Origin of the sequence: Massilia solisilvae (assembly GCF_024753215.1) — a bacterium.
In the GTDB taxonomy this organism is placed as follows: domain Bacteria; phylum Pseudomonadota; class Gammaproteobacteria; order Burkholderiales; family Burkholderiaceae_D; genus Telluria; species Telluria solisilvae.
This window is the reverse complement of the sequence record NZ_JANUGV010000002.1, coordinates 694,117-708,412: the sequence shown is the minus strand read 5'-3', so window position 1 is coordinate 708,412 and position 14,296 is coordinate 694,117. Positions and strand designations below refer to the sequence as shown.

The window sequence follows — 14,296 nt, the reverse complement described above, 5'->3', positions numbered from 1 at the left end:
AGGCACACCCGTCCGTCGTGGCGCCCGAGATTGCAGATCAGGAGCAGTGATGACTTTCCAACCAAGAATCTGGTGCGCCCGCTTGTGCGCACTCGCCGTGTCCTGCGCATGGGCATCGTCCGGGCATGCCGGCAACAGCGGCCAGGCCCCGGCCGCCGCACAGCCATCGCCGCAGGTCGCGGCCGATGGCCTGCCGGCGCAGATGCAAGGACCGGCAAAGCGGCTCGAAGCCGTGCTCAAAGCCCAGGGCTATGAGGTCGCGCGCGGCGCCACCAAGCTGTTCACCATCGCCGATTGCAGGTACCCGATCGCGGTGATCGGCAACTGCCTCGGCAATAACCCGGCCGCGCCCTACGTGATCCCCACGGTGCCGCTGTGGTCGGACGAGTACGTGGACAACAGCATGCGCAACCTGCTCGGCCCCTTGCCGGACAAGACCTGGGGCACCCACCGCTTCGACAAGCGCGAGGCGGTGCTGGTGGTGGGCCAGCTGCCGCCGCCCGCCAGATACTTCGGCCTGCAAACCTACGTGTTCACCCGCGAAACCCAGGTCAATACCGCCGATCCGATCTACCGCAGCGTGACCGACCCGTACATGCACCAGATCCTGTTCGGCACCTCGGCCGAGCCGTCGCGCCTGGTCATGTTCGCCAGCCTCGGCAACAGCAACAACGACGTGGTCATCAAGCGCCAGTCGGGGGCGGCCTTCAACCAGCGGCGCGCCTTCGTCGTCTCGAGCGACGCCGCGCTGTCGCGCGAACTGACCGCGGCGCTGGTGCGCGCCGGCCTGTGCGACAAGGACAATGTGTTCGCCGAACCGGTGTCCGCGCAGGTCGCGCGGCTCGGGCTGGACCGCGAGGCGGACGATTTCATGACCGTCATCCGCTATGCCCAGCCACTGGACGAGAAGGCCGGCGACCGCTGGCGCCACCGTCCGCCGCTCCTGGTGCTGCGTGTGCGCGACAAGGGAGCCCACGCCAGCGAGCCGTGGCCCAAGCCGGTCTATGACCCGAAGACGGCGCGCCCCGAACTGGCGCTGGCCGGCGACCTGGCAGGACTGGTGACGGCCATCAAGCAGCGCTGGGGGCAACCGTCGGCGCCGAGCACCTCGTTCGAGAGCTTGCAGACCTCGGTCGACCTGATCGGGCAGCACTGCCTGCTGCGGCCGATGAACTGCCTGGGCGACACGCAAGATGCCGACTACCAGGTCAGCCCCACGCTGGTGCCGGACGATCGCCATGTCATCGCGGTGACCGGCACGCTTGGCACCCGGACCGGCAATGCCACCTACGTCGGCCTGTCGGTCAACTGGCTCTCAGTGCTGCAGGGCGTGAGCAACCTGTCGGACCGCGACCTGGCCGGCAGCGCCCGGCCATTCGCGGCGGCGGTCGCCGACAGCGGCAAGTTCTACGTCCAGTATTTTGCGCGCGACTGCAGCGGCATCCGGCCATGCCAGACGATCACCGAGCAAATGGTGCCGCGTGGCGAAGCGGTCAAGGTCATCCAGCGCAACTACGTGGTGCCGGGATCGGCGCGCGGGGCCGATCCGACCCAGGTGCTCAACCCGGTGGCGATCGTGCTCGACCGGGCGGCAATGGCGCGCTGATCGGCGCGCGCGCGGCATCAGCCGGGCGCGTTCGCGCAGGCCACGATCTCGTCCAGCACCTGCGCCAGCCGGTCCATGTCCACCGGCTTGACCAGGTGGTAGCGAAAGCCCGAGGCAAAGGCCTGCTCGCGGTCCTGCTCCTGCCCGTAACCGGTGACGGCGATCAGCACGCTGTCCGCCGTTTCCGGTTGCGCGCGCAGGCGCCGCGCCAGCTCGTTGCCGTCCATGTCGGGCAGGCCGATGTCGAGCAGGCAGGCGTCCGGCCGCTCGGCATGCGCGCGGGCCAGCGCCTTGCGCGAGTCGTGCTCCACCAGCACCTCGTGGCCGCAGGCCTCGAGCAGCATGCCCAGGGTCAGTGCCGCGTCCGCGTTGTCGTCCACCACCAGGAGCTTGAGCGCGCCGCGCGCGCGCTGCGGGCGCGGCGCCTGGCGCCGTTCCTGGCTGGGTGGCGGCTGGACCGCCGGCAGCGCGATCACGAAGGTGCTGCCCTGGCCCGGTCCCGCGCTTTCGCAGGTCACCGAGCCGCCGTGCAGCTCGACCAGGTGCTTGACCAGCGCCAGCCCCAACCCCAGTCCGCCGAGCGCGCGGTCGGACGAGCGCTGCGCCTGCGTGAACAGGTCGAACACCCGCGCGGTCAGCTCCGGCTCCATGCCGATGCCTTCGTCGCGCACCGTCAGCACCAGTTGCCCGTCGCGGCGCGTCGCGCTCACGTCGATGCGGCGGCCGTCGGGCGTGTACTTGGCCGCGTTGCCAAGCACGTTGGCCAGCACCTGCACCAGCCGCGCCTTGTCGCCCATGACGCTGATGGCCTCGTCCTGCACGGTGACCGACAGCTGCTGGCCGCGCGCGCGCACCAGCGGCAGCACCTGTTCGACCGCCTCGTCCACGATGGTGTGCGCCGACACCGGCCCCCTGTCCAGCGTGACCAGCCCGCGCGTCACGCGCGACACGTCCAGCAGGTCGTCCACCAGGCTGATCATGTGCCTGACCTGGCGCCCGATGATGGTGCTGGAGCGGCGCACGCGCTCCTCGTCGAGCCGGCCCAGGTTCAGCAGTTCGGCCGCCGCCGAGATCGGCGCGAGCGGGTTGCGCAGCTCGTGGGCCAGCATCGCCAGGAACTCGTCCTTGCGGCGGTCGGCCTCGCGCAGCTTTTCTTCGGCCAGCTTGCGGTCGGTGATATCGCGGAAGAACGACACGATGCCGTCCTGCGTCGGGTAGCCGCGCACGTCGGACCAGACCACGGTGCCGTCCTGGCGCGTGTGGCGGTACTCGGCGCTGCCCGGTTGGCCGGTGTCCATCACGCGCTGGTACATCCTGCCGGCTTCCGAGTCGCGCGCCTCGGGGAACAGCTCCCAGTGGTTGTGCCCGATCACCTCGGACGCGGCCAGGCCCGCCATGCGCTGGCCCTCGGCGTTCATCTGCAAGATGCGCCAGTCGCGGTCGATCAGCAGGAAGCCCTCGGCAATGGTGTCGAAGATGTACTGGCTGCGGTCGCGCTCCGTGCGCAACTCGGTCTGCGCGCGCGCCGTCTCCAGCGCCGCCCAGGTGCGTTCGGCCGTGCTGCGGGTATAGGCCAGTTCCTGCTCGGTCCAGCGCCAGGGTTCACGCCGGTTCAGGCTCAGGAACGCGGTCAGGCGCCCGGCCTTCACCAAGGGCATCGTCAACACCGAGCGGATCTGGTCCTGCTCCCAGGCGTCGATCGACGCCGCGGTGCGCGGGTCGTGCCGCACGTCGTCCACCAGCACCGCTTCGCCGCGGCTGAGCGCATCGCCGATCGCGGGGCCGAACGCGTCGAGCCGGAACTCCTGGCGTCCCGCGTCGGGCAGCCCCGGCCGCGCAAAGTAGAACGGGATGTGGAAGGTGCCGCGCTCGGCGTCCACCTCGCCGTACACCACCCGGTCCACGCCAAGATGCTCGCCCAGCAGGCGGCTGGCGGTTTCCAGCACCTGCTCGGGCGTGGTCAGGGCCAGCAAGGCGTCCGACAGCTCCAGCTCGAACGCCGCCCGCCGTTCGCCCATCACCCGCTCGGTGGTCTCGATGACGGTGCAGTACATGCCGCCCACGGTGCCGTCGGCGCCGTGCAGGGGCGAATACGAAAACGTGAAATAACTTTGCTCGGGATAGCCGCGCCGCACCACCTTCAGCGGCAGGTCCTCGAAATAAGCCGACTTGCCCGACAGCGCGCGGTCCACGATCGGCGCGATGTCAGCCCAGATTTCAGCCCAGATCGCCTGGAACGACTGGCCCAGCGCGGCCGGGTGCTTGTCGCCCATGATGCGCGCGTAGGCGTCGTTGTAGAGGAACCCCAGTCCGCTGCCCCAGGCGATGAACATCGGGAACGCCGAGTCCAGCACCATGCCAAGCGCGGTGCACAGCGGCGCCGGCCAGGCATCGGGGTCCCCAAGCGGGGACAGGCTCCAGTCGACGGCACGCAGCCTGGCCCGGACCTCCCCGTCCCCTTCGAAGCACAGCTCGCTTTGTGAAATCTGTGACATGGGGCGATTGTCGCACAATTTCTGTTTCCGTCATGCACGATGGGCATGACCCCGGCGAGACGCTTTACAGCTTGATGAAATGCTCCCGGTAGTAGCGCAGTTCTTCCACCGATTCCAGGATGTCGGCCAGCGCGGTGTGCTTCTGGTGCTTCTTGAAACCGGCGGCCAGCTCCGGCTTCCAGCGGCGGCACAGTTCCTTGAGGGTGGACACGTCCAGGTTACGGTAATGGAAGAACGCTTCCAGCTTGGGCATGCCGCGCGCCATGAAGCGGCGGTCCTGGCAGATGGTGTTGCCGCACATTGGCGACTTGCCGGCCGGGACGAAGGTCTTCAGGAACGCGATCAGCGCCGCTTCGGCGTCGGCTTCAGTCACGGTTGACGCACGTACCCGGTCGATCAGGCCCGAGCGCCCGTGCGTGCCCTTGTTCCACGAGTCCATCTTGTCCAGCACCTCGTCGCTCTGGTGGATCGCGAACACCGGGCCTTCGGCCAGCACGTTCAGGTGCGGGTCGGTGACCACGACCGCAACCTCGATGATGCGGTCGTTGTCCGGGTCCAGGCCCGTCATCTCCATGTCCACCCACACCAGGTTGAACTCGTTGGGACGCTGGGCAGGGACTGCTTCGAAATCGGTGGCTTGTGACATAATTCTCTCTTCTTGCCTAATCAATCCTGCATTTTCTCACAGGCACACAATGTCTTCACTCGCGTTTTCGCTGTTGTTCGTGATTTTTTTCTTGCTCACGCTGGGCCTGCGCTTCTGGCTTGCCTCGCGCCATATCCGGCATATCGCGAACAATCGCAACGCGGTCCCGCCCGACTTTGCCGCCAAGGTGGCACTGGCCGCGCACCAGAAGGCGGCCGACTACACCATCGCCAAGACCCGCTTTGGCCTGGCGGCGCTGTTCTGGAATGCGCTGGTGCTGGTTGGCTTTACCCTGCTGGGCGGCCTGCAGGCGCTGTCCACCTGGGTGCTGCACCTGACGGGTCCCGGCATGCTACACCAGATAGGGCTGGTGGTCGCCTTCACCGTCGTCTCCGGTGTGCTCGACCTGCCGTTCAACTGGTACCGCCAGTTCGTGATCGAAGAGCGCTTCGGCTTTAACAAAATGACCCCGGGCCTGTGGATCGTCGACGGCATCAAGGGCGCGCTGCTGGGCGCCGTGATCGGCCTGCCGCTGCTCTGGGTGGTGCTCACCCTCATGGCAAAGACGGGCGACCTGTGGTGGCTGTGGGCATGGGTGGTCTGGAGCGCGTTCCAGCTGCTGCTGATGGTGCTCTACCCCACCGTGATCGCCCCGCTCTTCAACAAGTTCACGCCGCTCGCGGACGAAAGCCTGAAGGGCCGCATCGAGGGCCTGATGGCGCGCGTGGGCTTTGCCGCCAAGGGCCTGTTCGTGATGGACGGCTCCAAGCGCAGCGCGCACGGCAACGCCTACTTCTCCGGCTTTGGCGTCAACAAGCGCATCGTCTTCTTCGACACCCTGCTCGAGCGCCTGGCGCCGCAGGAGATCGAGGCGGTGCTGGCGCACGAGCTGGGGCACTTCAAGCTCAAGCACATCGTCAAGCGCATCGTGGTGCTGTTCGCGGTGTCGCTGGCCATGCTCGCGCTGCTTGGCTACCTGAAGAACCAGGCCTGGTTCTACACCGGCCTTGGCGTGGAGCCGCTGATGGGCGACGCCAACGACGCCATGGCGCTGATCCTGTTCATGCTGGTGCTGCCGGTGTTCACCTTCGTGCTCTCGCCGATCAACTCGATCACCTCGCGCAAGCACGAATTCGAGGCCGACGCCTTCGCCGCGCGCCACACCGACTACCGCGACCTGGTCTCGGCGCTGGTCAAGATGTACGAGGATAACGCCTCGACGCTGACGCCCGACCCGCTGCACTCGGCCTTCTACGATTCGCACCCGCCGGCCTCGGTGCGCGTGCGCCACCTGAACCTGGCGGCGGGGGCGGCATGAACCTGGCCGACCAACGCTGCGTGCACGGCGCGCAAGCCCTCGACCAGGCGGCCATCGCCACGCTGCTCCCCCAGGTGCCCGGCTGGGCCGTACAGGGCAAGCAGCTGGTGCGCTCGTTCGAGTTCAACAACTACCACCAGACCATCGAATTCGTGAACGCGCTGGCGTGGATGATCCACGCGCAGGACCATCACCCGGAGCTGACCGTGCGCTACCGCCACTGCATCGTTGCGTACAGCACGCACACGGCCGGCAACAACATCTCGGAAAACGACTTCATCTGCGCCGCCAGGGCCAACCGGATCTACGACGAGCGGGCCGGCGCATGAAGGAACTGCTCGGCACCATCATCGCGGCGCACGGCCGCCATTACGTGGCCGACGTCGACGGCCGCATCCTCCAGTGCGTCACGCGCGGCAAGAAGACCAACGTGGCAGTCGGCGACATCGTCCACCTGAAGCAAACCTCGGAAGACCAGGCGGTGATCGAGAAGATCGACGAGCGCAAGAGCCTGCTCTACCGCTCGGACCAGTACAAGTCCAAGCTGCTGGCCGCCAACGTGACGCGCCTGTTCATCGTCGTGGCCACCGAACCCAGTTTCGCGGACGACCTGGTCTCGCGCGCGCTGGTGGCGGCAGAAAGCGCGGGCGTAAAAGCCCACCTCATCCTGAACAAGACCGACGTCGAGGAACTGCTGCCGCGCGCCCGCGAGCGCGCCGCGGTCTATGCCAGCCTGGGCTACCCGGTGCACGAGGTATCGGCCAAGCGCGAGCCGCAGCGCACCGTCGAGATCCTGGCGCCGCTGCTGGCGGGCGAATCGTCGATCTTCATCGGCCAGTCGGGCATGGGCAAGTCCTCGCTGGTGAACCTGCTGGTGCCGGACGCCGACATCGCCGTGCGCGAGATCTCGGCAGCGCTTGACACCGGCAAGCACACCACCACCTTCACGCGCCTGTACAAGCTGCCGGGCGGCGGCGCGATCATCGACTCGCCCGGCTTCCAGGAATTCGGCCTGTACCACCTGACCGAGGGCATGCTCGAGCGCGCCTTCGTCGAGTTCGCGCCCTACCTGGGTGGGTGCAAGTTCTACAACTGCCGCCACCTGGCCGAGCCGCAGTGCGCGGTGCTGCAGGCGGTCGAGGATGGCAAGATCGCGCCCATGCGCCACGCGCTGTACGCGCAGCTCGTGCACGAGTCGTCGCAGACGTTGTATTAACAGCCTGTATAGACAAGAGAATCGGCGCCCCGCAAAACGCGCTTTCCCTAAGGGCAAGCAAAACCCCCTATAATCGAAGGTCGAACGTACTACAAGTTACGCTATGCCAGGCAATAAACCCATCAAGCACTTCCTGCAGTTCTCCGATTTCAGCCGCGACGAATACGAGTACCTGATCGAGCGCGCCACGGTCATCAAGCGCAAATTCAAGAACTACGAGGTGTATCACCCGCTGGTCGACCGCACGCTGGTGATGGTGTTCGAAAAGAGCTCGACGCGTACGCGCCTGTCGTTCGAGGCCGGCATGCACCAGCTGGGCGGGGCCGCGATCTACCTGAACACCCGCGACAGCCAGCTTGGCCGCGGCGAGCCGATCGAGGACGCCGGCCAGGTCATGAGCCGCATGTGCGACATCATCATGGTGCGCACCTTCGGCCAGGACATCATCGAGCGCTTCGCCGCCTACTCGCGCGTGCCGGTGATTAACGGCCTGACCAACGAACACCACCCATGCCAGGTGCTGGCCGACATCTTCACCTTCCACGAGCACCGCGGCTCGATCGCCGGCAAGACGGTGGCCTGGATCGGCGACGCCAACAACATGCTGTATTCGTGGCTGCAGGCGGCCGAGGTGTTCGGCTTCCACCTGAACGTGGCCACGGCCAAGGGCTACGAGCTGGACCCGAAACTGGTCACGACGAAGCGCTACACCCTGTTCGACAACCCGTCCGACGCCTGCGCCGGCGCGCACCTGGTCAACACCGACGTGTGGACCAGCATGGGCTACGAGAAGGAAAACGCCGAGCGCCTGAAGGCCTTCGACGGCTTCATCGTGGACGGCGCCAAGATGGCGCGCGCCGCGCCCGACGCCCTGTTCATGCACTGCCTGCCCGCCCACCGCGGCGAGGAAGTGGCGGCCGAAGTGATCGACGGCCCGCAGTCGGTGGTCTGGGACGAAGCCGAGAACCGCCTGCACGTGCAGAAAGCGCTGATCGAATACCTGCTGCTTGGCCGGATCGAAGATAAATAAAATACGAGACATAAGCACTCGTCGTCCCCGCGCAGGCGGGGACCCATGCTGAGCCGGCACGCACGCGGCCTATGGGTTCCCGCCTTCGCGGGAACGACGGCGAATTTAAACACTAGCGACTAGCGGAAAATCCACATGAGCGACATTAAAAAAGTAGTCCTCGCCTACTCCGGCGGCCTCGATACCTCGGTCATCCTCAAATGGCTGCAGGATAACTACAAGTGCGAAATCGTCACCTTCACCGCCGACCTGGGCCAGGGCGAAGAACTGGAGCCGGCACGCGCCAAGGCGCTCAAGTTCGGCATCAAGCCCGAGAACATCTACATCGACGACGTGCGCGAAGAGTTCGTGCGCGACTTCGTGTTCCCGATGTTCCGCGCCAACACCGTGTACGAAGGCGAATACCTGCTGGGCACCTCGATCGCCCGCCCGTTGATCGCCAAGCGCCTGATCGAGATCGCCAACCAGACCGGCGCGGACGCCATCTCGCACGGCGCCACCGGCAAGGGCAATGACCAGGTGCGCTTCGAGCTGGGCGCCTACGCGCTCAAACCGGACGTCAAGATCATCGCCCCGTGGCGTGAATGGGACCTGCTCTCGCGCGAGAAGCTGCTCAAGTACGCCGAGGACGCCGGCATCGAAATCGACATGAAGCACAAGAACGGCGGCGCGCCGTACTCGATGGACGCCAACCTGCTGCACATCTCGTTCGAAGGCCGCCACCTGGAGAACCCGAGCGCCGAAGCCGAGGAATCGATGTGGCGCTGGACCGTGAGCCCGGAAAAAGCGCCGGACGCACCCGAGTACCTCGACATCGAATTCGAAAAGGGCGACATCGTGGCCCTGAACGGCAAGCGCATGACCCCGGCCGCCGTCCTGACCGAGCTGAACCGCCTGGGCGGCAAGCACGGCATCGGCCGGCTGGACCTGGTGGAGAACCGCTACGTCGGCATGAAGTCGCGCGGCTGCTATGAAACGCCGGGCGGCACCATCATGCTCAAGGCGCACCGCGCAATCGAGTCGATCACGCTGGACCGCGAAGTGGCGCACCTGAAGGACGACCTCATGCCGCGCTACGCCAGCATGATCTACAACGGCTACTGGTGGAGCCCGGAGCGCGTTGCGCTGCAGACCCTGATCGACCACACCCAGCAGACCGTGAACGGCCAGGTGCGCGTGAAGCTCTACAAGGGCAACGTGATCGTGGTCTCGCGCGACTCGAAGACCGACTCGCTGTTCGACATGAACATCGCCACCTTCGACGAGGACGGCGGCGCCTACAACCAGGCCGACGCCGGCGGCTTCATCAAGCTCAACGCCCTGCGCATGCGCATCGCCGCCAAAGCCCGCGCCAAGCGCGGCCAATAAGCCTCGGCTGCACCGCGAAAAACCGCCTGCGGGCGGTTTTTTTTCGTCCACGATTCCGGCCCCCCAACGCAGCCGCACGTCGCGCCCTTGCAACGGGACGACGTGCCTGCCTTCGCTCCGCCAACAAAATTCGTTGACTTTATGTTCGATTAAGCTTAGCTTGTCTGTATCGTTTTACTGTAACGATACAGAAACATGGTGATCAGACCCCCACCGGCGTCTTTTCGGCTACGCGCGCGCCAGCAAAATTTTTTTCGCGATTTACTGAAACGATACAGTAAATCGTAGCAGTTCCGATAAAATATAAAATCAAGGAGACATGATGACTGGTAAAAATAGTCCGGGCATGCCGCGCATCGGCCGCCTGCGCCCCATCGCATCCGCCGCCGCCCTGCTGCTGCTCGGCGGCTACTCGCCCGCGCAAGCCCAGCAGCAGGACGCGAGCGCGACCGACCAGCCCAAACTGGAAACGGTGGTGGTCTCGGCCAACCGCCGCATCGAGAAGCTGGAAGACGTGCCCGCCTCGATCACGGTGCTGGGCGAGGAGACCATGCAGCGCAATAACGTGCGCGAGTTCGTGGACGTCGTCAACCTGTCGCCTGCCCTGTCGGTATCGGTCGGCACCCAGGTGGGCACCAACAGCATCAACATGCGCGGCATCGGCACCACCTCCAACAACCTGGGCATCGAGGGCGACGTCGCCATCATCGTGGACGATTTGCCGTATTCGCAGGCGCAGCAGGCGTTCAAGGACATGTCCGACATGGCCCGGGTGGAGGTGCTCAAGGGCCCGCAATCGACCCTGTTCGGCAAGAGCTCGATCGCCGGCGCGGTGGTCATGTCCACCAAGCCGATCGGCGCCGGGCCGATGAAGACCCGCGTCAGCGTGTATGACACCAGCGACCACGAATACCGCGTCAACGCCTCGCTCAGCGGGCGCCTGACCGACCGCGTGGGCCTGCGCCTGTTCGCGGCCAAGACCAACTTCCCCGGCCTGCTGCACAACCTGACCAACGACAGCATGCAGAACGGCTCCGGCAGCAAGACCTTCCTGGCCAAGCTGTCGTGGCAGGTCACGCCCGACCTGGACGTGCTGCTCTCGCCGCACTTCGACCACTCGCTCTCGACCGGCAATACGCCTGCCGTCACCTACATCGACCCGGGCGTGGGCTACCTGTTCAACAAGAACTACACGGCGCTGTCCAACACCGCCGTGCTGCGCGACATTCACATCAGCCGCTGGAACCGCGAGATCCGCAACGATTCACCATCGGGACTGGAGTCCACCGACCGTGGACTGGGCTTGCGCGTGAATTACGCCTTCCCGGGCGACTCGCTGCTGGCCGGCCACTCGCTCACGTCGATCACCTCGCTGGACAACAACCTGTCGAACGACTTCCGCGACAACGACAACATCGACCTGATCTCGACCTTTTACCAGGTCGACGCCAGCGGCAAGCCTTCCGGCATCGCCGACCCGCCGGAAATCAACGGCACCACCGACAGCAAGACCTCGACCCAGGAGCTGCGCCTGACTTCGCCGGACGGCAAGCCGTTCCGCTACATCGTCGGGCTGTGGGCCGCGCGCAATACGGTGTACCGCACCTACTACCGCGGCAACGCGTTCGTGAAGGAGACCAACTTCACGAACTACGACACCAACTCGGGCAGCCTGACGCACGCCATCTACGCCAACAGCAACTGGGACTTCGCCGACAACCAGAGCCTGACGGCCGGCGTGCGCTTCAACCGCGAGTCGAACGACTATTCGTTCCACACCATCGACAGCCTGTCGTCCACCGCGCCGACCAACAAGCACACCGGCGAGTACTACTACGTGGCGCCGCAGCATAAGGAAAACGCGGTCACCGGCAAGGTAGGCTATACCTACCACTTCACGCCCGACGTGATGGTCTACGGCACCGCCTCCACCGGCAGCAAGGGCGTCGCCTACGACATGACCAGCGGCGCGAACAATCCCAACGTGTTCGCCCACCTGCCGCTGGCCTCCGAAAAGGCCAACAGCTACGAGGCCGGCTTCAAGGCCAACCTGCTGAACAACCGCGCGACCATCAACGCGGCCATCTTCCAGACGCGCTTTCGCGACTACCAGACCTCGGCCACCGAGCGCTTCTCGGACGGCAGCCAGGCCAGCGTGTTGTACAGCATCCCGTCGATCCAGACGCGCGGCTTCGAGGCCGACACCCAGCTGCTGGTGGCGCGCGCGCTGCTGCTGAACGCGAACCTGGCCTACACCCGCGCCACCGTGCGTTCGTGGGACCAGGGCCCGTGCTACAGCGGCGCCACCGACTGCAAGATCCCGAACCGCCTGGTGCCGGGCGCCTTCCTGCGCGACGCCAGCGGCGGCACCATGCCGAATGCGCCGAAATGGAAGCTGAGCATGGGCGGCGAATATACGCTGCCGCAGTTCGCCTCGCTGCCGTACGTCGCCGCGATCAACGCCCAATGGCGCACGCAGTCAACGGTGATGGGCGCGATCAGCCAGGACCCGAGCCTGCGCCGCCCCGGCTACGGCATCTTCGACCTGGGCGCCTCGGTCAGCGGCGGCAAGGGCAAGTGGAAACTCGCGTTCGGCGCCAAGAACCTGTTCGACCACCACTACGCTTCGGGGAACGTCGGCACCTTCCTGAACTTCAAGCGAGCCAGCGGCGGCGATGTCAAATCCTACGGGTGGCAACCTGCCCGTGACGCGTTCCGATACACCTACGTCCGCCTGGACGTGGGGTTCTGAGCGCGCGATCTTTAACAAGGAAATCATGAGCGAACCGAAAATTCAGGACGTAGCAAGGCTGGCCGGGGTATCGACCACCAGCATTTCGAATTTTCTGAACAACCGCATGGAGCAGATGCGGCCGGCCACCCAGCGCAAGATCCAGCAGGCGATCGAGCAGCTGGGCTACCGTCCCAACAGCGCCGCGCGCCAGCTGAAAACCGGCGTCGCCTCCATGGTCGGCCTGCTGGTGCCGTCGCTGGCCAACCAGTTCTTCGGTTCGCTCGCCAGCGCGGTGGAAAAGGCGGCCGCCCGCCACCACTGCCACGTGATGACCTTCAGTACCTTCCGTGATCCGGACCGCGAACGCGCCGTGATGGCGGACCTGCTGTCCTACGGCGCGCAGGGCATCATCACCGGTTCGGCGCTGAACGACACCGAGCACCTGGTGGCGATGACCGCGCGCTGCCCGGTGGTGGCGTTCGACATCAAGCGCTCCGACGACAGCCACGAGCGCATCACCACCATCTCGATCGACAACGTGGCGGCGACCACCAAGGCGGTCGAGCACCTGGCGGCGCTGGGCCACCGCTCGGTGGCGCTGGTCACGCCGCCGCCCTACACGCTCAACCGGCTGGACCGCCTGACCGGTTTCCAGCAGGCGGTGGCGGCGGCCGGCATCACCGGCGAGCTGGTGATCGTGGACGCCAGCGAAGCGCCGAGCGATCCGCACGGCGACACCCAGCTGTTCGACCTGGGATGCAAGGCGGCCGCCAAGCTGCTGGCGGCGCCTTCCCGGCCGACGGCGGCGGTGGCCATCAACGACATGATGGCCATCGGCCTGGGCGTGGGCCTGAAGCAGCTCGGCCTGCATCTGCCAAGGGACTTCTCGCTGATCGGCATCGACGACATCTTCTTCTCCGCCGCGCACGACCCGGCGCTGACCACGCTGCGCCAGCCGATCCAGGCCATGGCCGATGCGGCGGTCCAGCGCATCCTTGCGCCGGGTGCTGCCGACACGGTCGGCAGCGAGTTGTTCGCGCCGGAGCTGATCGTCAGGGCGTCCACCGCGGCGCCACCGCAATGAACAACCACCCACTCAACTGAAAAGACAAACAACTATGGAACTGATCGGAAAACGTGCCCTTGTAATGGGCGGTGCATCGGGCATCGGCAAAGCCAGCTCCCTGGCGCTGGCGCAGGCCGGCGCCGACGTGGTGCTGACCTATTGGAGCAGCGCCGACGAAGCGCGGCAAGTGGTGGCCGACATCCGCGCCATGGGCCGCCGCGCCCAGGCTATCAAGGCCGACCTCTCCGACCCGGCCGTGGCCGAGCAGGTGTTCGCGGAAGCGGAAGGCGCGATCGGCGACATCGACATCCTGTTCGCCAACATCGGCGGCCTGATCCAGCGTTCGCGCGTGGCCGACATGCCGCTCTCGCTCTGGAACGAGGCCATGAACCTGAACCTGACCAGCACCTTCCTGATCTGCCAGGCCGCGCTCAAGCGCATGGAGCCGCGCAAGCGCGGCACCATCATCACCATGTCCTCGCTGGCCGCGTTCGATGGCGGCGGCCCGGGTTCGGCCCACTACGCCGCATCCAAGGCGGCGGTCGCCACCTTCACCGGCGCGCTGGCCAAGGAGGTCGGACCGCTGGGCATCCGCGTCAATGGCGTAGCGCCCGGCCTGATCGCCACCCGCTTCCACGACACCTTCAACACGCCCGAAAACCGCAAGGCCATCGCCGAGCGCACCCCGGCGCGGCGCGAGGGCCAGCCTGAAGACGTGGCCAACGTCGTCGTCTTCCTGGCGTCCGAGCGTGCCGCCTTCCTCGCCGGGGAAATCATCCAGGTCAACGGCGGCCTGGGCCTGTACTGATCCAAGCGG

General features: G+C 66.1%; 11 protein-coding genes. 9 read left to right on the top strand and 2 right to left on the bottom strand.

What is annotated here, in order from left to right; genetic code table 11:
• Window positions 1-49: 49 nt before the first annotated feature.
• Window positions 50-1,606: a hypothetical protein gene (locus NX773_RS11350; RefSeq protein WP_258856431.1), complete on the top strand. Its 1,557-nt coding sequence runs from the start codon at window positions 50-52 to the stop codon at window positions 1,604-1,606.
• A gap of 17 nt (window positions 1,607-1,623) precedes the next feature.
• On the opposite strand, the gene NX773_RS11345 is transcribed toward NX773_RS11350, so the two are convergent.
• Window positions 1,624-4,101 carry a hybrid sensor histidine kinase/response regulator gene (locus NX773_RS11345; RefSeq protein WP_258856430.1) on the bottom strand — a complete coding sequence of 826 codons (2,478 nt, stop codon included), beginning with the start codon at window positions 4,099-4,101 and terminating at the stop codon, window positions 1,624-1,626.
• Window positions 4,102-4,165: 64 nt separating this feature from the next.
• Complete coding sequence (orn, locus tag NX773_RS11340; RefSeq protein ID WP_258856429.1) at window positions 4,166-4,747, bottom strand: oligoribonuclease; 582 nt, start codon at window positions 4,745-4,747, stop codon at window positions 4,166-4,168.
• 49 nt (window positions 4,748-4,796) lie between these two features.
• Between orn and NX773_RS11335 the strand changes: the two genes are divergently transcribed.
• The 8 genes from NX773_RS11335 (at window position 4,797) to NX773_RS11300 (ending at window position 14,287) form a co-directional block, all read left to right on the top strand.
• Window positions 4,797-6,065, top strand: a complete 1,269-nt coding sequence (locus NX773_RS11335; RefSeq protein ID WP_258856428.1) for a M48 family metallopeptidase — start codon at window positions 4,797-4,799, stop codon at window positions 6,063-6,065.
• Complete coding sequence (locus NX773_RS11330) at window positions 6,062-6,394, top strand: 4a-hydroxytetrahydrobiopterin dehydratase (RefSeq protein WP_258856427.1); 333 nt, start codon at window positions 6,062-6,064, stop codon at window positions 6,392-6,394. The genes NX773_RS11335 and NX773_RS11330 overlap by 4 nt, the downstream gene beginning before the upstream one ends.
• Window positions 6,391-7,281 (top strand): ribosome small subunit-dependent GTPase A, encoded by an 891-nt coding sequence (rsgA, locus tag NX773_RS11325; protein WP_258856426.1) that lies wholly within the window; start codon window positions 6,391-6,393, stop codon window positions 7,279-7,281. Before NX773_RS11330 ends, rsgA begins: the two co-directional genes overlap by 4 nt.
• A gap of 103 nt (window positions 7,282-7,384) precedes the next feature.
• Entirely contained in the window at window positions 7,385-8,311 is a 927-nt protein-coding gene (gene argF, locus NX773_RS11320) for an ornithine carbamoyltransferase (RefSeq protein WP_258856425.1), read from the top strand.
• A gap of 135 nt (window positions 8,312-8,446) precedes the next feature.
• Entirely contained in the window at window positions 8,447-9,679 is a 1,233-nt protein-coding gene (locus tag NX773_RS11315) for an argininosuccinate synthase (RefSeq protein WP_258856424.1), read from the top strand.
• A gap of 319 nt (window positions 9,680-9,998) precedes the next feature.
• A complete protein-coding gene (locus NX773_RS11310; RefSeq protein ID WP_258856423.1) occupies window positions 9,999-12,431 on the top strand; it encodes a TonB-dependent receptor in 2,433 nt (810 codons plus the stop codon).
• A 25-nt stretch (window positions 12,432-12,456) separates the two neighbouring features.
• Complete coding sequence (locus tag NX773_RS11305) at window positions 12,457-13,497, top strand: LacI family DNA-binding transcriptional regulator (RefSeq protein ID WP_258856422.1); 1,041 nt, start codon at window positions 12,457-12,459, stop codon at window positions 13,495-13,497.
• A 34-nt stretch (window positions 13,498-13,531) separates the two neighbouring features.
• Complete coding sequence (locus tag NX773_RS11300) at window positions 13,532-14,287, top strand: SDR family NAD(P)-dependent oxidoreductase (protein ID WP_258856421.1); 756 nt, start codon at window positions 13,532-13,534, stop codon at window positions 14,285-14,287.
• Window positions 14,288-14,296 lie beyond the last annotated feature (9 nt).